The following is a 19,846-nucleotide window of genomic DNA, read 5'->3' as shown; positions in this document are numbered from 1 at the left end:
ATGGACCGACTGACCCTTTCGCGAACGACGGGAGAGGGCCGGATTGGCGTTGATCGCCGACCCAGACGAGGACCTGGTGCGCCGCGTGGGTCAGGGCGACCCCGCGGCCATTCAGGCCATGGTGGCGCGCAAGCTGCCGCGGATGCTGGCGCTCGCCCAACGCATGCTGGGCGATGCGGCCGAGGCCGAGGATGTCGCCCAGGACGCCATGCTGCGGGCCTGGAAACAGGCGCCCCGCTGGACGCCCGGTCAGGCCAAGTTCGACACCTGGCTGCACCGGGTCGGCCTGAACCTCTGCTACGACCGGCTGCGCCGGCGGCGCGAGGCGCCGACGGCGTCTCCGCCGGACCGGCCCGACGAAGGGCCGTCGCCGGACCGGGGCCTGATGGCGGCGGACGTGGGGTCGCGGGTGAACGCCGCGCTGGCGCATCTGCCCGAGCGACAGCGCGAGGCGGTCGTTCTGTGCCATTATCAGGAGCTGACCAATATCGAGGCCGCGGCCCTGATGGAGGTCAGCGTCGATGCGCTGGAAAGTCTGTTGTCGCGTGGACGGCGGGCTTTGAGACTGACCCTGGCCGATATCCGGCCGGGGACTGAAGGAGGTTGAGAGCGATGACATCCGAACGGTTCCTCGCCCTGATCGCCGCCTGGGGCGCCGACGCCCGGCGCTGGCCTGAAGACGAGCGCGCGGCGGCCCAGGCCTTTGCCGCGGCCCATCCCGAAGCCGTGCGCGGGGCCCTCGTCGAGGCGAATGCGGTGGACGACCTGCTGCACCTGTCGCGCGTCGCCCATCCCTCGATGGCGCTGCGCGACCGCGTCATCGCCTCGGCCGCCGGGGCGGGTCTGAAAGCCCGCCGCGAAGGCCGCCGCTGGCTGGACCGTCTGACCCTGGCTTTCGGCGCCGGCTGGGCCGTCGCCGCCTGCGCGGGTGTGGCCGCGGGCGTCATGATGACCACTCACCTGACAGCCGACGCCCAGGCTGAAGCGATCCTGTATCAGGCCTCGTTGATGGGCGTGGACGACACCGAGGTGCTGGGATGACGTCCCGAACGCTGAAGATCGTCCTGGCCGCCTCGGTCGCCCTGAACCTGTTCGCCGTCGCCGCCGGCGCCAGCCTGCTGGTCACCCGCGCCCAGGTTGAAAAGCGGGTCGAGGCGCAGCACCGCCCGCCCCGCGCGAACTCGCCCATGGCGTTGATCGGCCAGCTGGATCCGGCCGTCCGCGATCGCGTGCGCGACACCCTGCGGGAATCGGCCCTGACCGCCCGCCCCGATTTCGAGGAAGCCCGCCAGAAGCGGCGCGAGGCCGTCCGGATCGCCCGGTCCGACAGTTTCGACAGCGCCCGGGTCACGACCCTGCTGTCGGAGTCGCGCAACGCCGAGCTTCGCGGCCGCGGCCGGCTTGAGGCCAACGCCGTCGCCGTCCTCGACACCCTGGAGCCGGCGGATCGCAAGGCCCTGTCGGAAATCCTCACCCGCCGGGGTCGGGTCGTGGTGCGGGAGGACGGCCGGCGTCCGGCTGACGGCATGGCCCCGACTCCGGCCGGCTGACCGGACTCAGGCCGCGCGGGCCTGCTCCGTCCGGCCGCCGTCAGCGCGCCGGATCGGCAGGACGAAGCCCACCGTGGTTCCCTGCCCGGGTTCGCTGGCGATGGTCAGGACGCCGCCGTGCAGTTCGATCAGCGACTTGGTCAGGGCAAGGCCCAGGCCGGTGCCCTGGGTGGTTTTGGAATGCTGGCCCTCGACCTGTTCGAACGGCCGCGCCAGCCGGTCCAGATCCTTGGCCGCGATGCCGATGCCGGTGTCGGTCACGGCCAGCCGAACCCGGTCGTCGTCCTCGCGCGACAGGGCCACGACGATGTCGCCGCCCTCCGGCGTGAACTTCACCGCGTTCGAGATCAGGTTCAGGACCACCTGTTTCAGGCCGCGGTAGTCGGCGTCGATCTCGGGCAGGTCGGGCGCGTCGACCAGCAGGTTCAGCCCCGCCTCCTGGATCCTGCCGCGCATCAGACGGGTCGCGTCGTCGACCACGTCCTTCAGCGACACGGTCTCATAGTGCAGCGTCAGCTTGCCGGCCTCGATCTTGGCCATGTCGAGGATGTCGTTGATCAGGCTCAGCAGGTGCTGGCCGGACCTCAGGATGTCGGCGGCGTAGCCCTTGTACCGGGCGTCGCCCAGCGGTCCGAACATCTCGCCCGCCATGATTTCCGAGAAGCCGTTGATGGCGTTCAAAGGGGTGCGCAGCTCGTGGCTCATATTGGCCAGGAACTCCGACTTGGCCTGGTTGGCGGCCTCGGCCCGGGTCATGGCCACCTCGTATTTCCGCGCCAGCAGCGACAGCCGCTCCTCGCGGTCTTCCAGCTCGGTGATGGTGACGTGCAGCCGTTCGGTGGCGCGCTGCCGCTCGGCCTCCTTGCGCTTGATGGCGGTGATGTCCGCGGCCGTGACGACCGAGCCGCCGTCCGAGGTGAAACGCTCGACCAGTTGCAGCCAGCGCCCGTCGTTCAGCTCGATCTCGCGGGCGCCCGCCCGTCCGCCCGTCGCCGGCTGGTCCGAGGTGATGGCCAGGGCGGCGATCCGGTTCAGGTCCTGCTTCAAGGCGCCGCGGCGAACGACGCCCTCCTCGAAGCCGAAGGCGTCCTGGAACGCCTGGTTGGACAGGATCAGCCGGCCGTGTTTGTCGAACAGGACGAAGGCGTCGGACACGCTCTCGATCCCGTCGCGCAGCCGGCTTTCGGCGGCCTGGGCCTGGGCCTTGGCGCGGCGGGCCTCTGTCGTGTCGAGCGCCACGCCCAGCACGCTGGTGAAACCCTCGTCGCCCCGGTCGCCCCGCGCCTGACCGCGCGCGTCGATCCAGCGCGCCTTGCCCTGGGCGTCCGCCACGGGGAAGCTGACGTCGAAGGCGCCGAAGGTCTGGGCCTGGCGCAGGGCGTGCAGCACCGCCTCGTGATAGCGCGGGTGAATCCGGGCCAGCATCTCTTCGGCCGTAACCGCGCCGCGCTGCTCCAGTCCCATCAGCTGGGCCATATAGTCCGAGATGGTGACCGTCTCGCTGTCAGTGTCCCATTCCCAGACGCCGCACCGGGCCGCCTCGACCGCGCCGCGGAAGCGCTGTTCGGAGGCCGCCCATTCACGGCTGATGCCTTGCTGACGGCGTTGCAGCAGAAGCACCAGCAGAACGACGAAAGCGCCGATCCCGACCGGCGCGGTCAGCACCCAGACGTCGTCCATCAAGGCGCCCGCGCCGACGGTGACCGGCGTCGAGGCCACGGCGATCAGCCCGGTATCCCCGACCGGGACGCCCGTGCGGCGGATGGCGTGTCCGTCGCTGCGCAGGGTGACGCCCTGGCCGTTGGCGGCCACGGGCGCGGCGGACAAGCCCAGCGCGGCGGCGTCCGCGCCCGCGCCGATCAGCAGCGTGTCCGGGCCGGCCAGAACCGTGCGGTTGACGCCGTCCTGCGCGGCCAGCGACGGCAGGGGCGCGCGGCCGACCAGCCGGCGTCCGCCTTCAAGCGGGCTGGAGACCAGCACGGCGCGGCGGTCGGCGCTCAGCTGCGGCTGGCCGGCCGCGGAGGCGAACAGCCGGGCGTCTCCTCTCGTGAACGCGAGGGGACGTCCAGTCCCGTCCACAACGGCGAAGGCGCTGTCCGGCGCGCCCGCGCGGGCCCGTTGCAGGATGTCCGACAGGGATCCGGATCCGACGGCGGCGGCGCGCACGGCGGATTGGACGGGAGCGATGCGGGTCTGGAGGTCGAGGGCCAGCAGCCGGGCCTCGCGGTCCACGGCGCTCAGGCGCAGGGCGTCCGCCTCCTGTCCCGGCCGGACCATTTCCCGCGCGAACAGCAGCACATAGGCCGCGACGGCCAGGGTGACGGTGAGCAAGGCGATGCGCAACCACGCCGGCGGGCCCTTGCGCCGGTCCGCGGCGCGCCGTCCCTCGCTGGTTATGCGGCGCTCGTTGCCCCGCAAGGCGCTCTCCCCCAGAAATCGACGTCGATCAGAGGAATCTAGGCTGCGTCGCGGATTCCTGTCGAGCCTTGCTTCGGAACGATCAACGGTTTCAGGCGGCTTGCGTTTCCCGTTGGTTTGGGCCGCCCACGGTCTCGGTCGGCGAAGCCAGAACGTCCGTGACCGTCTTCAGTACGGTGCGCGCCGCCCGCGCCAGGTCCTGAAGCTCCGGCGGCGCATCGTCCGGCGCCTCGTCCACCGAGGCCACGAGGCGTTCGGCCAGGGCCAGCAGCTTCGGCGAGGCCGCGATCAGCCGCGCCTGGAATTCGATCTGGTCAGGGTCGCGGTCGTATTCCGCCCCGGGCACGCGCCACCCGCCCCAGTCGGCCTTGTCGGTCACGACCACCGGATAGGTGCCGGGGAAGGGATGATGGGGGCAGTCGTCCGCGCTCTGCCACTTGTTGCGGGCCCGCATCAGCCGCCAGGCCTCGCCCGTGTTGACGGCGGGATCCTCGGTGGGCAGCAGCAGTTCATGGCCCAGAAATTCCCGGCCGAGGCCGACATCGTAGGTGACGCGGACGGGCTCCTCGAAGCCCTTGGCCCAGACAGGCTGGACCTTTTCGATCTGGGCCCATGCGCCGACGCATTCGACCCAGACCTTCTGGCCCTTCTGGAACTGCGCGCGCGCCATCCATGTCTCCCGATCCTGAAGGTCGAGAGTGCGCCCGCGCGAGTGAACAGCCGGTTCCGCGAAAGGGTGAAGCAGACGTAAACGCCGGCCTCACCCTGACCGGGACTCAGGTGCGGGAAATGTCTTCCAGCGCCTCGCCGGCGTATTTTTCTTTCACGCGGGTCGACAGGTCGCCCAGCGAGACCACGCCGACCAGACGGCTGTCCTTGTCCAGCACCGGCAGGCGGCGGATCTGTCGGGATCCCATGGCGTCCAGCACGGTCTTCAGGTCGTCGTCCGCATTGGCGGTGTGCGGATCGCGGGTGATGTATTCGACCACCGGGGCGCCCGGCGCGGCGCCCTGGGCCAGGGCCCGGACCGTCAGATCCCGGTCGGTGATCGTGCCGATCAGCGTCTCGCCGTCGGCCACGGGCATGAATCCGAAATCGCCGGCCGCCATACGCGAGGCGACTTCCTGGATGCTGTCGCCGGGACGGGCGACCTGCACGTCCTTGCTCATGATGTCGCGAATTTTCATCGGGCCTCTCCTTGGATGGGTCGCCCACAGAACCCGCGCCCCCGCCGCCGGTTCCGGTTCAGCCGGATGACTGGCGGACAACGAAACCCTCAGGGTCGGGTCAGCCACGGCGTGGTCTTCTGCGTCCACGGTCCGCTGCGGATCGCAACGATGAGGACTACGACAATGAAAACCGCCATGATCCGGAAGGCCCTGCTTTCCACGCTGGCGGCGACGGCGGTCATGACGGCCACGCCGGCGCTGGCCCAGAACGTCACCTTCTCCATCGGCGTGGGCTCGCCGGGCTACAGCCAGGGCCATGGTTACGACCGTGGCTACGGCGATGACCTGCAGTATCGCGCCCAGCGTCTGGCGCAGCAGATCAACCGCGTCGCTTACAACGGCCGCGTCAGCCGGGGCGAGGCCCAGCGGCTGAGCTGGGAGATGCAGCAGTACCGCAGCCTGGAATGGCGGTACGCCCGCGACGGCCGACTGAGCCAGCGCGAGTACGCCGCCCTGAGCTATCGCCTCGACCGCATCCAGGCCATGCTCCGGATGGACCGCCGCGATCGCTGGTAAAACCCCGCGAGCCGAACAGAGGGCCGCCCCGGCGACGGGGCGGCCTTTCGTTTGTCGGGCTCTGCCGTTAAGCCGCTCGCTCGAACCGGAGAGCGACGATGACGGCGGCGAACGAAGCGAAGGCCATCCTGCAGCGGCTGGGCGTGGATGACGCCGTGTGGGGCGGGACGTTAGCCACCCGTTCTCCGGTCGACGGCTCGAGCGCCGGGCCCCTGCGGGAAACCACGGACATCGACGGCGTCACCACGCGCTCGGTCGCGGCCTTCCACGCCTGGAAGCGCGTCCCGGCGCCCCGTCGCGGCGAGCTGGTCCGCCTGCTGGGCGAGGAACTGCGCGCCTCGAAGGGCGATCTCGCCCGCCTCGTCACCCTTGAAGCCGGCAAGGTCGTCTCCGAGGGCCTCGGCGAGGTGCAGGAGATGATCGACATCTGCGACTTCGCCGTCGGCCTGTCGCGCCAGCTGTACGGCCTGACGCTCGCCTCCGAACGGCCCGGTCACCACATGCGCGAGACGTGGCAGCCGCTCGGCCCGGTGCTGGTGATTTCGGCTTTCAACTTCCCGGTCGCCGTCTGGGCCTGGAACGCCTGTCTCGCCATCGTCTGCGGCGACCCGGTGATCTGGAAGCCGTCGGAGAAGACGCCGCTGACGGCGCTGGCCACCCAGGCGATCCTCGACCGCGCCCTGGCCCGCTTCGGCGACGCGCCGCAAGGCCTGTCCCAGCTGGTCATCGGCGGGCGCGAGGCCGGCGAGACCCTGACCGCCGATCCGCGCATCGCCCTGGTCTCCGCCACCGGCTCGACCCGGATGGGCAAGGCCGTGGCGCAGACGGTCGCCGCCCGCCTCGGCCGGTCGCTGCTGGAGCTCGGCGGCAACAACGCCATGATCGTGACGCCCAGCGCCGACCTCGACATGGCGGTGCGCGCCATCGCCTTCTCGGCCGTCGGCACCTGCGGCCAGCGCTGCACCACCCTGCGCCGGCTGCTGGTCCATGAGAGCATCGCCGACGGCCTGATCGCGCGCCTCAAGGCGGCCTATCAGACCCTGCCCGTCGGCGACCCGCGCGAGGACGGCGTACTCGTCGGCCCGCTGATCGACGACGCGGCGGCCCACGGCTTCGAGACGGCCCTGGCCCAGGCCGTCGAACAGGGCGGCGAGGTGATCGTCGGCGGCGACCGGGTCGACCGGGACGGCGTCTATGTCCGCCCGGCCATCGTCCGCATGCCGGCCCAGACTGCGGTGGTCCGGCACGAAACCTTCGCCCCGATCCTCTACGTCCTGACCTGGTCCGATTTCGACGCGGCCGTCGCGATGCAGAACGCCGTGCCCCAGGGCCTGTCGTCCTGCGTCTTCACCGACAGCGTGCGCGAGGCCGAGGCCTTCCTGTCGGCCTGGGGCTCGGACTGCGGCATCGCCAACGTCAACATCGGCCCGAGCGGCGCCGAGATCGGCGGGGCCTTCGGCGGCGAGAAGGACACCGGCGGCGGCCGCGAATCCGGCTCTGACGCCTGGAAGGCCTATATGCGCCGCCAGACGCAGACGGTGAATTTCTCCACCAGCCTGCCGCTGGCCCAGGGCGTGAAGTTCGACGTGTAGCCCGCTTCTCCCTCCCCTTCATGGGGAGGGATGTCGGCGCGTAGCGACGACAGGGTGGGGTACGTCAGTCCGCGCTCCGGCCCTTTCGAACCCCACCCCGATGGCTTCGCCATCGACCCTCCCCATGAAGGGGAGGGAGAGCTAAAGCGCCGCCTCCAACGCCTCCGCCAGATCGCCCTTGCCGGCCACCTCGACGCGCTCCAGCCCCAGCCACCCCGCCATCCGCCGCAACTCCGCCGCCAGCCGTTCCGGCGTTTCCGCCGTCGCATCCGGCTCGCGCCACGCCGCCTGCACCCGCAGCACCCCGGCCTGCCGGTCCGACTTCAGATCGACCCGCGCCGTGATCGCCTCGTCCTCGAGGAAGGGCAGGACGTAATAGCCGTGGGTTCGCTTGTGGGCCGGGGTGTAGATCTCCAGCCGCACCTTCACCCCGAACAGCCGTTCGGTGCGGTCGCGGGCCCAGATCAGATTGTCGAACGGCGACAGCAGGGCGGACCCGGCGACCTTGCGCGGGGTCTTCGCGCCTGCCGCCAGATAGGCCGGCTGCCGCCAGCCCTTCACCGCGACCGGCGTCAGATCGCCCGCCTCGACCAGCTCCGCGATCCGCTCCCGCGCATCCGCCAGCGGCAGCCGGAAATAGTCCCGCAGGTCCGCCGCCGTGGCTGCGCCCATGGCCCGAGCGGAAATGCGGACCAGTTCGCGCTGGGCGTCGGCGTCGTCCGGCGTCGGCAGGTCGATGATCCGCGCCGGCAGGGCGCGTTCGGTCAGGTCATAGACCCGCTCGAACCCGTTGCGCGTCTTCGTCGTGATCAGCCCGGACCAGAACAGCCATTCCAGCGCCCGCTTGCCGTCCGACCATGACCACCAGCCCGGCGCCCCGCGCGGACCTTCGGCGAAGTCCGCGCCCGTCACCGGCCCGCGCCGCTCGATCTCGGCCAGCACCCCGTCGATATAGTCGCGCTTCTCGCGCCCGAACCGCGACAGGCCGGTCCACATGGCCCCGCCCCGGGCCCGCTCCATCCGCCAGCGCAACAGCGGCTGCAGTTCCAGCGGCAGCAGCGACGCCTCATGGCCCCAGTATTCGAACAGATTGCGCCGCGGCCCCCAGGCCTCGGCTTCCAGCGCCGCGCGCGGATAGTCGCCCATTCGCGAGAAGCCCGGCAGATAATGGGTCCGCGTGACCACATTGACGCTGTCGATCTGGATCACGCCGAGGCGGCGCGCGACGTCGCGCACATGGCCCCGGCCCGGCGCGGCCGGGCGGGTCCTGCCGAAGCCTTGCGCGGCCAGGGCGATGCGGCGGGCGGTCTGGGGGGAGAGGGTTTCGGTCACGGGGCATCATGTCGCCTTCCCTCTCCCATTGGGAGAGGGCTTGAGCGCACGACGGCCGAAGGCCGCCGTCCTTGCGCGAAAGGGTGAGGGTCGTCTGTTGGGGGCGGCTTCGCCGCTCCAACCAGCCGACCCTCATCCGGCGCTGCGCGCCACCTTCTCCCAACGGGAGAAGGAAGCGGGCGTCACGGCCGCGCCCGCGCCGGCAGGCCTTGCGCCGCCCGGACCATCTGCACGAACGCCGCCCGTTCGCCGTAGGGGTCATCCCCCCGCGCGCCCTGCGCCTGTTCCAGAATGTCGGTCCAGCCATAGCCCGGGGCCATCCACGGATCGCCGCGCAGTCGCTGGCCGAAGGCCGCCACGGCCATGGCCCAGCGCGTGCTCTCCGGCGGCTGGGCGCTCGCCTGACCGCCGCCGGCGTTGGACAGCACATGCTGAATCAGCCGCGAGTCCCGCTCGCCGGGCAGCTTGTAGCGCACCTGGACGAAGCCGACCTCGCCGTCGGGATCGCCGCCGCCGACGCCGACCCGGTTCTGGTCATAGCGCCGCTCGGGAATCTGGCTGGGCCCGCCCACCGGGGTGATCTCGTACAGGGCCGTCACCGAGGCGCCGGACCCGACCTCGCCCGCGTCGATACGGTCGTTGGCGAAATCCTCCTCGTTCAGCAGCCGGGTCTCATAGCCGATCAGCCGGTATTCGCTGACCCGCGCCGGGTTGAACTCGACCTGGATCTTGACGTCGTCGGCGATCGGGAAGGCGCCCCGGTCGAAGGCCGGACCGAACAGCCGCCGCGCCTCGTTCAGGTCGTCGACATAGGCCGCCGTCCCGTTCCCGGCCTGGGCGACCGTCTGCATCCGCGCGTCCTGGTAGTTGCCGCGCCCGAAGCCGTAGACCGACAGATAGATTCCCGTCCCGCGCCTGGCGGCGACATAGTCCTCCAGCCGTTGGTTGTCGGTCACGCCGACGTTGAAGTCGCCGTCCGTGAACATCAGGATGCGGTTGACCTTGTCCCGGCCAAACGCCGCCTCGGCCTGCTGGTAGGCGTTGACCATGCCCTGGGCCCCGGCGGTCGAGCCGCCGGCGTTCAGGGTCTCTACGGCGCAGCGCAGCTTCAGCTTCTGGTCGCCCGGCGTCGGCCCGACGGCGGTGCCGACGTCCGAGGCGTAGAAGGTCACCGCCACCCGGTCCTGCGGCCGCAGCCGGTCGATGATCAGGTTCATCGACTTCTTGGCCAGCGCGAGCTTGTCCGCCGACTGCATCGAGCCGGAGACGTCGACCATGAAGGTCAGGTTCAGCGGCCGCCGCTCCCCCTCGGGCAGCTCATAGCCCTGCAGGCCGACATGCACGATCTGGCGGCCGTGCGACCACGGCGAGGCCGCCACCGCCGTGGTGACGGCGAACGGCTGGGTCGCCGAGGTCGGGCGGTCATAGCCATAGTCGAAATAATTGATCAGCTCCTCGACCCGCACGGCGTCGGCGGGCGGGGCGCGGCCCTCGTCGATGAAGCGCCGCACATTGGAATAGCTGGCCGTGTCGACGTCGATCGAGAAGGTCGAGACCGGTTCATCGGCGACCCGTTTGACCGGATTGGGCGTGGCGTCGGGATAGCGTTCGGTGTCGACAGGCGGGCGAACGGGCCCGCCGGGGACCGTCGAGTTCGACAGCGCCGGCGCCCGGGTCAGGTACTGCGCCGTCTCGCCGGAGACGGGCGGCCGGGGCGGCGGGGGAGGGGGAGGGGGAGGCGGCGGCGCGATCATCGTCGGGGGCGGAGGCGCGCCGGTCGCCGGCGCTCCGGCGGTGATGCGGCTGCCCGTCACGACCACATTGTCCAGCATGCGCGGCTCGCGCACGACAAAGCCGAACGGCGCGCAGGCCGCGGCGGAGACGACCCCGTCCGACGGTTTGTCGGGATCGATCGGCCGGGCGCCGGACTGGGCCAGGGCTCCGGGCGCGACCGGCGACGCGAGGGCCAGGCTCATCGCCCCGGCCAGGGCCTGCTTCAGCGGAAGGACGGTCATCGGCGCATCTCCCTTGGGTTGTCAGTCCAGCATGAGGCAAACCCGTCTCGGGCGAAACTGTGGCGTTTTCAGCGGCCGGCGTTCGACAGTCGCGGGGTGGCGCAACCGCGCATCACTCCCCACAATGGACAGCCACGCTCACAGGGGACCGGCATGCACGAGACGACCAGCATGGGTCTGGGCCATGCGGTGGCCCTGCTGGCCGCCATGGTCGTGGCCGCCACCCTGTTCCGCCGTTTCGGCCTGGGCGCCGTGCTCGGCTATCTCGCCGCCGGCCTGCTGATCGGTCCGTCCGTGCTGGGCGTGGTCGACGACCCCGAGTCGGTCCTGCACGTGGCCGAGTTCGGCGTCGTCATGTTCCTGTTCATCATCGGCCTGGAGATGCGCCCCGCGCGGCTGTGGAGCCTGCGCAAGGAGATCTTCGGTCTCGGCGCGGTGCAGGTGCTGGCCTGCGCCCTCCTGCTGACCGGCCTCGCCATGGCCGCCGGACTGGCCTGGCACGCGGCCGTCATCGCCGGTTTCGGCTTCGCCCTGTCGTCCACCGCCATCGTCATGCAGCTGCTGGAGGAGCGCAACGAAAACGCCGACCCCGCCGGCCAGAGGGTCGTTTCGATCCTGCTGTTCGAAGACCTCGCCATCGTGCCGCTGCTGGCCCTCGTCGCCGTGCTGGCCGGGACCTACGGATCGGCGGTCGAGACCGGCGCCCCCATCTGGATGACCATCGGCCTGGCCATCGCCGCCGTGGCCCTCGTCTATGTCGCCGGGCGGTGGGTGGTGAACCCCTTCTTCCGTCTGCTGGCCCGGTACGGCGGCCGCGAGGTCATGACCATGGGCGCCCTGTTCGTCGTCCTGGGCGCGGCGTACGCCATGAACCTGGGCGGGCTGTCGATGGCCATGGGGGCCTTCCTCGCCGGGGTCCTGCTGTCGGAATCGACCTTCCGGCACCAGCTCGAAGCGGACGTGGAGCCGTTCCGCGGCCTGCTGCTGGGCCTGTTCTTCCTCAGCGTCGGCATGTCGCTGGACCTGCGCGTGGTGGCGGTCGACTGGGCCTGGGTGCTGGGCGGGCTGGCGGCCTTCATGACCGCCAAGATGGTCGCCGTCTACGCCGTCGCCCGCCTGCGGCAGAAGCACGGCGAGGGCCTGCTGCGCGCCGCCCTGATGGGCGAGGGGGGCGAGTTCGCCTTCGTCCTCTATTCCACCGCCTTCGCCATGGGCCTGTTCGACGCCCGCACGGCCGCCATCCTCTCGGCCATCGTCATCCTGTCCATGGCCCTGACGCCGCTGCGGGTCATGCTGGCCGACCGGCTGCGCCCCGACGAGTCCCTGTCGGCGGATGACGCCGACGGCGTCGACCATGCCCGTGACCTGCGCGAGCGCGTGTTGATCATCGGCTTCGGCCGTTTCGCCCAGGTCGTGTCCCAGCCGCTGCTGGCCCGCGACGTCGACGTCTCCATCATCGATCTGGACGTCGAGATGATCCAGGCCGCCGGCAATTTCGGCTTCAAGGTCTACTATGGCGACGGGTCACGCCTCGACGTCCTGCGCGCCTCGGGCGCGGCCACGGCGGAAACCATCCTCGTCTGCGTCGACAAGCCCGAGGTCGCCGACCGCATCGTCGAGGTGGTCAAGGAAGCCTTCCCCCTGACCAAGCTGTTCGTCCGCGCCTACGACCGGGGCCACTCGATCCGCCTGGTCAACGCCGGCGTCGAATACCAGATCCGCGAGACCTTCGAGAGCGCCCTGACCTTCGGCTACCAGGTGCTGATCGATCTCGGCTTCACCGGCGATCAGGCGCGCGAGACCATCGCGGACGTCCGCCGCCGCGACGAGGAACGGCTGACGCTGCAGCTGTCGGGCGGCCTCCAGGCCGGCCGCGCCCTGATGCGGGGCAACGCCGTCACGCCCCAGCCCGAGCCCTACATCAAGCCCCGCCGCGAGGGCCAGGCCCTCAACGAAGAAGCCGCCGAGGCGCTGGAAGAGGACGAGCGGCACAAGACGGGCGCGTGAGGTCGCCTCCGCGGCCGCTTTGGTGTAGAGCCCGCGCCCGATGAACCGCCGCCTCTCGATCGCGCCCATGATGGACTGGACCGACCGGCACTGCCGGGCGTTCCATCGCGCCCTGACGACCAACGCCCTGCTGTACACCGAGATGGTCACCGCCCCGGCGATCCTGCACGGCGACCACCAGCGCCTGCTGGGCTTCGACGCGGTCGAGCATCCGGTGGCGCTGCAGCTGGGCGGCTCGGATCCCGACCAGCTGGCCGAGGCGGCCCGCATCGGCGCGGCCTTCGGCTATGACGAGATCAATCTCAACGTCGGCTGCCCCTCCGACCGGGTCCAGTCCGGCCGCTTCGGCGCCTGCCTGATGCGCGAGCCCCAGCTGGTCGCCGATTGCATGGCCGCCATCAAGGGCGCCGTCTCCGTGCCCGCCACGGTCAAATGCCGCATCGGCGTGGACGATCAGGATCCTCAGGTCTCGCTGTTCGAAACCGTCGACGCCTGCGCCGCCGTGGGGATCGACACCTTCATCGTCCACGCCCGCATGGCCTGGCTGAAGGGCCTGTCGCCCAAGGAGAACCGCGACGTGCCGCCGCTCGACTATGCGCTGGTGCGCCGGCTGAAGCGTGAGCGGCCGCATCTGTCGGTCTCGATCAACGGCGGGATCGCCTCGCTGGACGAGGCCGAGGCGCATCTGGACGCCAGTGACGGGGTTCAGCTGGACGGCGTCATGCTGGGCCGCGCCGCCTATCACGAGCCCGCCATCCTCGGTCAGGCTGACCGCCGCCTCTACGGCGCGTCCACGCCGGACGTCGACGCCTTCGCCGCCATCGACCGCTATCGTCCCTATATGGCCGCCCGTCTCGCCGAGGGCGTCCATCTGGCGGCCATGACCCGCCACATGCTGGGCCTGATGCACGGCCGCGCCGGGGCCCGCGCCTTCCGCCGCATCCTGACCGTCGAGGCCATCCGTCCGGGGGCCGGGCTGGAGGTCGTGGACGAGGCCGTGGACGCCGTCCGCGAGGCCGAAGCGCGGCGCGGCGAGGCCGCCTGACGTATCCGGGGTCCTTCTAGGCCGGCCTCGGATCGTTCCGGTCGCGGATGCGCCGCGCCAGCCTGAACACCAGCACCGCGAAGATGACCATGACGACCGGTATCAGGATCGGCGCCACGAAGGCGATCAGCACCGTCATGAAGGCGAGGAAGTCCTCGACCAGCGACACCACCGGATTGCCCAGTCCCGCCGTCGTGGCCGTCGATCCGACGCGCACCCCGGTCTGGGCCGCGTTGAAGGCCAGGGCCGCCGGGGCGCCGACGATGATCCCGGCGATGGCCGCCGCCGCCGGATCGACTCCCCAGAAGACGCTGCCCGCCGCCACGGCGCCCGCCACCGGTCGGGTGACATAGCCGACCGCGTTCAACGCGTGATCGATGGCCGGGACCTTGTCGCCGGCGAACTCGGCGACCGCGGCGGTGGTCAGGGCGGCGATGGCCGGCCACGAGACCAGCCAGTCCATCTGGTCGATCAGCCGCACGCCGAACATCTCGAACCGCGCGGCCAGGGCCAGCATCAGCAGCGGCAGGAAGGTCCGCAGGCCCGTGGCCGAGGCCAGACCCAGGCCCAGCAGGGCGGGCAGCACCCAGGTCTGCAACGGCCCCGCGGCGGCGCTGACGGAAGACAGGTCGAGGTCGGGCATGCGGCGGCTCCGTATCGTCGAACATGACAATGCGCGGGAACGCCGGCCCGCTCCATCGGCTTTTCCGCAGGGGGAGGATTCAGACGACGACGTCGTCGAATTCGCGATGCCGTTTCAGCCAGGCGACGGCGTAGCTGCAGCGTGGCTGAAGCTTGAGGTCCTCGGCCCGCGCATGCTCGGCCAGGGCCTGCATGAACTGTCCGGCGGCGCCGGAACCGCGCAGGGCGGGATCGGCCTCCACATGCAGGATCGCCCGCGTCCGCCCTTGCACCGCATAGTCGGCGAAGACGATCCGCAGCTGCCCCTCGGCGTCCGTGAACCCCTGCTCGAACCTGTGTTCGTCTACAACGTCGCGGAACTCGGTCATGGGGATGGGCCTCTCACGTGTCTGCAGGGGACACAGGGCCAACCCCGTCGCCCGGCCGCCGTTCCCGGCCGACCGGCGAAATGCGCGCCTGGCTCGCCGACGCGACCGCGCTCCGGCGTCAGGGAGCCTTGTCGCCCAGCAGATTGGCCATGCCGATGATGCTCTTCACCGTGAACCACACCGTCAGCAACAGCAGGCCCAGTCCGACGACGATCGCCGCGGGGACCACCACGATGCCTGTCAGCGGCGCCGCCACCACGCTGAGAACGCAGATGGCGATCAGGATCCACAGCAGGATGGTCCACCAGAACACCGACCAGAACAGGCCGATCTGCGCGTCGAGATGGCTCCGCGCCAGACCGGTCGCGGTCCCCCGGGCCGCATAGGCGACGATCAGGCCGACGATGACCAGCAGGTTGGCGCTGGGCAGGGACAGGATGTACAGGCCCCAGGCGATCAGGGCCGCCGGCTTGCCCTCGGACTCATGGCCCGGTCGCGGTTCTATCGCCTTGCCCGCGGGGGACGTCGCATCGGCCATCGGTCGTCTCTCCGTCAGATCCACCAGCCGCGCGGATCAGCGATCGGCCGGCCGGATTTCAGGGCCCAGACGCCTGAAGCGCCGCGAAGCACCAGCCACAAGGCCAGAAGGAACAGGATCGGCACGCCCAGGGCGAACGGCGCGGCCAGCAATATCAACCCCGCCATCGCCGCGACGGCGCCGGTCCACAGGGTGCGTTGCTGATAGACGAAGTGCGAGCGCGACAACGCGTCATCGGGTCCGGAACGGCCGGTCACGGCCAGCAGGCCGATCGCCGCCGACACGCCCAGGGTCGGCACGGCGAACAGGATCAGGGCGTAGACGGCGTACAGCCCCATCCCGCCGTTGGGCAGGTCGGCGCCGGGATCGCGCCGACGCCGGCGCGCCGGCGCGTCCGGGGATCGCTCGAAGACGGACGCCGCCTTGACGGGTTCCGGGGCGGGTTCAGGCGGGGCGACGACGGGGATCGGTTCAGGCGCCGCCGCGACCGGCTCGGGGTCCGCGGGCGCCGAGGTCCATACGGTCCGTGTCGTAAACAGATCGGGCTCGGGCGCGACTTCAGGCTCGGGCTCGGGCGCTGGCTCTGGCTCGGGCGCTGGCGCCGCCGGGTCGGATTCGGCGGCGGCGGGCTCCGGGGTTTCCGCCGGCTCGCGCGTGCGGCCCTGCAGCGACGCCGGCGAGGCGAAGCCGATCAGGTCGTCGTGATCGTCAGCATTGGAGGGATCGCCGGGTTCGGCCATCAAGGGGTCCTTGTCGTCTGGCCCAAGGTATGACGGCCCCTCGCGCGCCGCGCAACCGCCTCGGGGCGCCCACAGGGGTTCAGCGCGAGAGCACGACCTCGCACCCCGCCGCCGCCGCGCCGTCCAGCGCGCCCGGCTTCTCGATCCGCACGGCGCAGCGCCGCACGCGCGGATCGCCCAGACAGGCCGTGGCCAGCCGCTGGGCGAAGGTCTCGACCAGCCCGACATGGCCCTCGGCGACGATCGCCCGCGCGGCGGCGGCGACGGTCTCATAGTTGACCGTGTCGCCCAGCCGCTCGACCGGCGCCGGCGCCAGCGCCAGCGTCACATCGATGACCAGCCGCTGCAGCCGGCCCAGCTCATGGCCGTGGATGCCGATCCCGGCCTCGAGCGTCAGTCCGCGCACGAACACCGTCAGACCCTCCAGTCGGGGGGCGTCGGCGCCGGTAAAGGGCAGGGGGGTTACGCTCACGGCCTACTCCACGATGTCCGGGGTGCGCCAGGCCAGATGCTGGCCCCCGTCGACGGCGATCATCTGGCCCGTCACCAGCTCCGCGTCCACCAGCCAGCGCACGGCGGCGGCCACGGCGTCGGGACTGCCGGCCCGTTGCAGCAAGGTGGCCCGGGCCTCGGCCTCGAAATCGGCCGGGCTCTGGTGCACGGACGGCAGGGTCGGTCCCGGACCGACGCCGTTGACGCGGATGCGCGGCGCCAGCGCCTGGGCCAGGGTCCGCGTCGCCCACCACAGGCCGTTCCGCGACAGGGCGTAGGAGATGAATCTCGGATCGGGCTTCAGCACCCGCTGGTCCAGCAGGTTGACGATCGCGGACCCGTCCGGCGCCTGCCCGGCGAAGGCCTCGGCCAGCACGATCGGCGCCCGCAGATTGGTCTCGATATGGGCGTCCCAGGTCTCGCGGCCCAGCGAGCCGACCCGGTCGTCCTCGAATACCGAGGCGTTGTTGACCAGCACGGCCAGCGGTCCGCCGATGGCCTCGACCGAGGCGGCGACCAGCGACTTCACCTGCGCCTCGACGGCCAGATCCGCCTTTACCGTCGCGGCCTTGCGGCCCAGCGCGCGTACCTCGTCGGCGACCGCTTCGGCCGCCGTTTCCGACGCGCGATAGTGGATGACGACGTCAAAGCCGGCTCGCGCCAGCTCAAGGGCGATCGCGCGCCCGATCCGCTTGCCGCCGCCCGTGACGAGCGCGGCGCCGGAACGGGCCGGCCGGTCAGTCAACCCGGCCGAACTCGATGAAGTTGATGGCGGCCAGAACCGCGACGAAACCGAGGATGATGTAGAGGGCCAGCATGGAAAGCTCCTTGAACGCCGCCCGCAATAAAGCGCCCCGCCCCGCTGTTCAAGGACGGCGGCGGCCTGATCGTTGCGCGGGCCTCAAATCTTCCCCGATGCGGCGTGTGCGACGGGATGGTACAGGCGCGGCATGAACCCCGCCCTCTTCTCCATGATCGCCGTCGTTCTCGCCGGCGGCGCGACCGCCCTTCAGGCCCCGACCAACGCCAGGCTGATGGGCGCCGCCGGCTCGCCGGTGAACGCCGCCCTCATCTCCTTCGCCGTCGGAACGGCGGCGCTCGGGATCGTCGCCATGATCCTGCAGGCGAAACCCGATGTCGCGGCCGCCCGCGCCCTGCCCTGGTACGCCTGGGTCGGCGGCCTGTACGGCGCGATCTTCGTCGTCGCCGCTGCCTGGGGCGTGCCGCGTCTGGGCGTCGCCCTGACCATCACCCTGATGGTCGCCGGACAGCTGCTGGTCGGCCTGCTGCTCGACCATTTCGGCGCCTTCGGCGTGCCGAAAGCGCCGATCAGCCTCGGCCGCGCCGCCGGCGTCGCCCTGGTTCTGGCCGGCGTCCTTATGGTCCGCCGCTTCTAGGCCTATATCGGTCCCGATGACCGAGGAGACCCTGCCAGCCGATTCGCCGCCGACCGCCCTGGTCGCGGCCGACCTGATCCGCGACGAGGCGCGGCGGGCGCCCGACAAGCCGGGCGTCTACCGCATGTACGGCGAGGACGGGACCTGCCTCTATGTCGGCAAGGCGCGCTCGATCAGGAAGCGCATCCTCCAGTACGCCCAGGGCCGGTTCCACACCCAGCGCATCGGCCTGATGGTCTCCCTGACCCGCTCGATGGAGCTGGTCATCACCGCCTCCGAGACCGAGGCCCTGCTGCTCGAATCCAGCTTCATCAAACAGCTGAAGCCGCGCTTTAACGTGGTGCTGCGCGACGACAAATCGTTCGCCGAGCTGATGATCCGCAAGGACCACCGCGCGCCCCAGGTCCGCAAGCATCGCGGGGCCCACACCACGCCCGGCGACTATTTCGGCCCCTTCGCCTCGACCTGGGCGGTCAACCGGACGCTCAACACCCTGCAGAAGGCCTTCCTGCTGCGCTCCTGTTCCGACAGCGTCTACGAGACCCGCACCCGGCCCTGCATGCTGCATCAGATCAAGCGCTGTTCGGCCCCCTGCACCGGCCTGATCTCGCTCGAGGACTACGCCGGCCTGGTCGACGAGGCCTCGGCCTTCCTGAAGGGCAAGTCGCGCGCCGTCATCGCCCGCCTGTCCGACGAAATGAGCGCCGCCGCCGAGGCGATGGACTATGAACAGGCCGCCCGCGTCCGCGACCGCATCCGCGCCCTGTCGGCCATCTCGATGGAGAATTCGGTCAGCGCCGACGGTGTCGCCGAGGCCGACGTCTTCGCCCTGTTCTCCGAGGGCGGTCAGGCCTGCGTCCAGGTCTTCTTCTATCGCGGCGGCCAGAACTGGGGCGGCCGGGCCTATTTCCCGCGCGTCGACAAGACCGACACGGACCCGGAAATCCTCGCCGCCTTCCTCGGCCAGTTCTATGAGGACAAGCCGATCCCGCGCCTGATCCTGTCCAACGTCCGGCCGCATGAGCTGGAGCTGCTGGAAGAGGCCTTCTCGATGAAGGCGGAACGAAAGGTCGAGATCGCCCGCCCCCTGCGCGGCGACAAGCTCAGCCTCGTCGATCACGCCCTGACCAACGCCCGCGAGGCCCTGGGCCGCAAGATGGCCGAGGGTTCGGCCCAGGGCAAAATCCTCGACGAGGTCTGCGAGGCCTTCGGTCTGGACAGCCGGCCCGAGCGGATCGAGATCTACGACAACGCCCACATCCAGGGGACCAACGCCGTCGGCGGCATGGTCGTGGCCGGACCCGAGGGCTTCCAGAAGTCGCAGTACCGCAAGTTCAACATCCGCGGCGAGGACCTGACCCCCGGCGACGACTACGGCATGATGCGCGAGGTCATGCGCCGCCGCTTCTCGCGTCTGGTCAAGGACGAGGACGCGGGCGAGGAGGTGGTCCGCCCCGACCTGCTGCTGATCGACGGCGGCGCCGGCCAGCTGGCCGAAGTGCTGGCCGTGCTGGCTGATCTGGGTCTGGACGACATCACCGCCGTCGGCGTGGCCAAGGGGCCGGACCGCGACGCGGGCATGGAGCGGTTCTTCATGCCGGGCCGGCCCCCCTTCATGCTGCCGCTGAAATCGCCGGCCCTCTACTACATCCAGCGTCTGCGCGACGAGGCGCACCGATTCGCCAACGGCGCCCACCGCACCCGCCGCTCGATGGACATCAAGAAGAACCCGCTCGACGAGATCGAGGGCGTCGGCCCGGGCCGCAAGAAGGCCCTGCTGCACGCCTTCGGCTCGGCCAAGGGCGTCGGCCGCGCCTCGGTGGTCGATCTGGTGAAGGTCGAAGGCATCAACCAGCCCATGGCCGAACGCATTCACGCGTTCTTCCATCCGGCGGCGCAGCGCTGAGTCAGCCTGTGTTTATGCAGCGCCCCCAGTTATCGGGTACGGTGCGCGCGGCTGTATCG

Annotated in this window: 20 protein-coding genes; 9 read left to right on the top strand and 11 right to left on the bottom strand. The window is 70.7% G+C overall.

All coding sequences use genetic code 11. The annotated features are described in order from the left end of the window. Positions 1-43: 43 nt before the first annotated feature. Genes WC555_RS05750 through WC555_RS05740 form a run of 3 tightly spaced genes read left to right on the top strand, consistent with a single transcriptional unit; the run spans position 44 to position 1,550 of the window. On the top strand, positions 44-607 hold the full coding sequence (locus tag WC555_RS05750; protein WP_373251998.1) for an RNA polymerase sigma factor: 564 nt from the start codon (positions 44-46) through the stop codon (positions 605-607). A gap of 5 nt (positions 608-612) precedes the next feature. Beyond that, positions 613-1,041 (top strand): hypothetical protein, encoded by a 429-nt coding sequence (locus WC555_RS05745; protein WP_373251996.1) that lies wholly within the window; start codon positions 613-615, stop codon positions 1,039-1,041. Continuing rightward, on the top strand, positions 1,038-1,550 hold the full coding sequence (locus WC555_RS05740; RefSeq protein ID WP_373251994.1) for a periplasmic heavy metal sensor: 513 nt from the start codon (positions 1,038-1,040) through the stop codon (positions 1,548-1,550). Before WC555_RS05745 ends, WC555_RS05740 begins: the two co-directional genes overlap by 4 nt. Positions 1,551-1,556: 6 nt before the next feature. Here WC555_RS05740 and WC555_RS05735 read toward each other — a convergent pair whose 3' ends face one another. The 3 genes from WC555_RS05735 to WC555_RS05725 all read right to left on the bottom strand — a co-directional run bounded on the left by WC555_RS05735 (position 1,557) and on the right by WC555_RS05725 (position 5,155). Beyond that, positions 1,557-3,968, bottom strand: coding sequence for an ATP-binding protein (locus WC555_RS05735; protein ID WP_373251992.1), 2,412 nt, complete (start codon positions 3,966-3,968; stop codon positions 1,557-1,559). A gap of 91 nt (positions 3,969-4,059) precedes the next feature. Next, the gene (locus WC555_RS05730) at positions 4,060-4,638 is read right to left on the bottom strand and encodes a hypothetical protein (RefSeq protein ID WP_373251990.1); all 579 of its coding nucleotides are present in this window, start codon (positions 4,636-4,638) and stop codon (positions 4,060-4,062) included. 106 nt (positions 4,639-4,744) lie between these two features. Then, the gene (locus WC555_RS05725) at positions 4,745-5,155 is read right to left on the bottom strand and encodes a CBS domain-containing protein (protein WP_373251988.1); all 411 of its coding nucleotides are present in this window, start codon (positions 5,153-5,155) and stop codon (positions 4,745-4,747) included. Positions 5,156-5,332: 177 nt separating this feature from the next. Here WC555_RS05725 and WC555_RS05720 point away from each other — a divergent pair, with 177 nt between their 5' ends. Next, positions 5,333-5,713 (top strand): hypothetical protein, encoded by a 381-nt coding sequence (locus WC555_RS05720; protein WP_373251986.1) that lies wholly within the window; start codon positions 5,333-5,335, stop codon positions 5,711-5,713. A gap of 98 nt (positions 5,714-5,811) precedes the next feature. Then, positions 5,812-7,305, top strand: a complete 1,494-nt coding sequence (locus WC555_RS05715) for an aldehyde dehydrogenase family protein (RefSeq protein ID WP_373251983.1) — start codon at positions 5,812-5,814, stop codon at positions 7,303-7,305. A 141-nt stretch (positions 7,306-7,446) separates the two neighbouring features. On the opposite strand, the gene WC555_RS05710 is transcribed toward WC555_RS05715, so the two are convergent. Both WC555_RS05710 and WC555_RS05705 read right to left on the bottom strand, forming a co-directional pair. Continuing rightward, on the bottom strand, positions 7,447-8,637 hold the full coding sequence (locus WC555_RS05710; protein ID WP_373251980.1) for a winged helix-turn-helix domain-containing protein: 1,191 nt from the start codon (positions 8,635-8,637) through the stop codon (positions 7,447-7,449). A 182-nt stretch (positions 8,638-8,819) separates the two neighbouring features. Then, on the bottom strand, positions 8,820-10,652 hold the full coding sequence (locus WC555_RS05705; RefSeq protein ID WP_373251978.1) for a von Willebrand factor type A domain-containing protein: 1,833 nt from the start codon (positions 10,650-10,652) through the stop codon (positions 8,820-8,822). A 153-nt stretch (positions 10,653-10,805) separates the two neighbouring features. Between WC555_RS05705 and WC555_RS05700 the strand changes: the two genes are divergently transcribed. Beyond that, positions 10,806-12,659 carry a monovalent cation:proton antiporter-2 (CPA2) family protein gene (locus WC555_RS05700; protein WP_373251977.1) on the top strand — a complete coding sequence of 618 codons (1,854 nt, stop codon included), beginning with the start codon at positions 10,806-10,808 and terminating at the stop codon, positions 12,657-12,659. A 40-nt stretch (positions 12,660-12,699) separates the two neighbouring features. Beyond that, on the top strand, positions 12,700-13,704 hold the full coding sequence (gene dusA / locus WC555_RS05695) for a tRNA dihydrouridine(20/20a) synthase DusA (protein WP_373251974.1): 1,005 nt from the start codon (positions 12,700-12,702) through the stop codon (positions 13,702-13,704). 16 nt (positions 13,705-13,720) lie between these two features. Here dusA and WC555_RS05690 read toward each other — a convergent pair whose 3' ends face one another. The 6 genes from WC555_RS05690 to WC555_RS05665 all read right to left on the bottom strand — a co-directional run bounded on the left by WC555_RS05690 (position 13,721) and on the right by WC555_RS05665 (position 17,229). Next, entirely contained in the window at positions 13,721-14,347 is a 627-nt protein-coding gene (locus WC555_RS05690; protein WP_373251972.1) for a DUF4126 domain-containing protein, read from the bottom strand. Positions 14,348-14,426: 79 nt separating this feature from the next. Beyond that, the gene (locus WC555_RS05685) at positions 14,427-14,714 is read right to left on the bottom strand and encodes a GNAT family N-acetyltransferase (protein ID WP_373251971.1); all 288 of its coding nucleotides are present in this window, start codon (positions 14,712-14,714) and stop codon (positions 14,427-14,429) included. A 118-nt stretch (positions 14,715-14,832) separates the two neighbouring features. Beyond that, positions 14,833-15,252 carry a hypothetical protein gene (locus tag WC555_RS05680; RefSeq protein WP_373251969.1) on the bottom strand — a complete coding sequence of 140 codons (420 nt, stop codon included), beginning with the start codon at positions 15,250-15,252 and terminating at the stop codon, positions 14,833-14,835. A 14-nt stretch (positions 15,253-15,266) separates the two neighbouring features. Next, a complete protein-coding gene (locus WC555_RS05675) occupies positions 15,267-15,992 on the bottom strand; it encodes a hypothetical protein (protein ID WP_373251968.1) in 726 nt (241 codons plus the stop codon). 79 nt (positions 15,993-16,071) lie between these two features. Further along, the gene (gene folB / locus WC555_RS05670; RefSeq protein WP_373251966.1) at positions 16,072-16,464 is read right to left on the bottom strand and encodes a dihydroneopterin aldolase; all 393 of its coding nucleotides are present in this window, start codon (positions 16,462-16,464) and stop codon (positions 16,072-16,074) included. A 3-nt stretch (positions 16,465-16,467) separates the two neighbouring features. Next, positions 16,468-17,229: an SDR family oxidoreductase gene (locus WC555_RS05665; RefSeq protein ID WP_373251964.1), complete on the bottom strand. Its 762-nt coding sequence runs from the start codon at positions 17,227-17,229 to the stop codon at positions 16,468-16,470. 205 nt (positions 17,230-17,434) lie between these two features. On the opposite strand from WC555_RS05665, the gene WC555_RS05660 reads away from it, so the two are divergent. Together WC555_RS05660 and uvrC are read left to right on the top strand one after the other, a co-directional pair. Then, a complete protein-coding gene (locus WC555_RS05660; RefSeq protein WP_373251963.1) occupies positions 17,435-17,881 on the top strand; it encodes a DMT family transporter in 447 nt (148 codons plus the stop codon). 16 nt (positions 17,882-17,897) lie between these two features. Then, positions 17,898-19,787, top strand: coding sequence for an excinuclease ABC subunit UvrC (gene uvrC / locus WC555_RS05655; RefSeq protein WP_373251961.1), 1,890 nt, complete (start codon positions 17,898-17,900; stop codon positions 19,785-19,787). Positions 19,788-19,846 lie beyond the last annotated feature (59 nt).

The organism is Brevundimonas sp., assembly GCF_041648615.1.
In the GTDB taxonomy this organism is placed as follows: Bacteria; Pseudomonadota; Alphaproteobacteria; order Caulobacterales; family Caulobacteraceae; genus Brevundimonas.
Note: the sequence above shows the minus strand (reverse complement) of the source record. Positions and strands in the feature narration are given on the sequence as shown.

Coding starts and splice junctions, on each gene's coding strand:
- WC555_RS05685 (WP_373251971.1), bottom strand. CDS start 14,714: ATGACCGAGTTCCGCGACGTTGTAGACGAACACAGGTTCGAGCAGGGG.
- WC555_RS05740 (WP_373251994.1), top strand. CDS start 1,038: ATGACGTCCCGAACGCTGAAGATCGTCCTGGCCGCCTCGGTCGCCCTG.
- WC555_RS05720 (WP_373251986.1), top strand. CDS start 5,333: ATGATCCGGAAGGCCCTGCTTTCCACGCTGGCGGCGACGGCGGTCATG.
- WC555_RS05745 (WP_373251996.1), top strand. CDS start 613: ATGACATCCGAACGGTTCCTCGCCCTGATCGCCGCCTGGGGCGCCGAC.
- WC555_RS05675 (WP_373251968.1), bottom strand. CDS start 15,992: ATGGCCGAACCCGGCGATCCCTCCAATGCTGACGATCACGACGACCTG.
- WC555_RS05730 (WP_373251990.1), bottom strand. CDS start 4,638: ATGGCGCGCGCGCAGTTCCAGAAGGGCCAGAAGGTCTGGGTCGAATGC.
- WC555_RS05690 (WP_373251972.1), bottom strand. CDS start 14,347: ATGCCCGACCTCGACCTGTCTTCCGTCAGCGCCGCCGCGGGGCCGTTG.
- WC555_RS05725 (WP_373251988.1), bottom strand. CDS start 5,155: ATGAAAATTCGCGACATCATGAGCAAGGACGTGCAGGTCGCCCGTCCC.
- WC555_RS05660 (WP_373251963.1), top strand. CDS start 17,435: ATGAACCCCGCCCTCTTCTCCATGATCGCCGTCGTTCTCGCCGGCGGC.
- dusA (WP_373251974.1), top strand. CDS start 12,700: ATGAACCGCCGCCTCTCGATCGCGCCCATGATGGACTGGACCGACCGG.
- WC555_RS05680 (WP_373251969.1), bottom strand. CDS start 15,252: ATGGCCGATGCGACGTCCCCCGCGGGCAAGGCGATAGAACCGCGACCG.
- WC555_RS05715 (WP_373251983.1), top strand. CDS start 5,812: ATGACGGCGGCGAACGAAGCGAAGGCCATCCTGCAGCGGCTGGGCGTG.
- uvrC (WP_373251961.1), top strand. CDS start 17,898: ATGACCGAGGAGACCCTGCCAGCCGATTCGCCGCCGACCGCCCTGGTC.
- WC555_RS05705 (WP_373251978.1), bottom strand. CDS start 10,652: ATGACCGTCCTTCCGCTGAAGCAGGCCCTGGCCGGGGCGATGAGCCTG.
- WC555_RS05700 (WP_373251977.1), top strand. CDS start 10,806: ATGCACGAGACGACCAGCATGGGTCTGGGCCATGCGGTGGCCCTGCTG.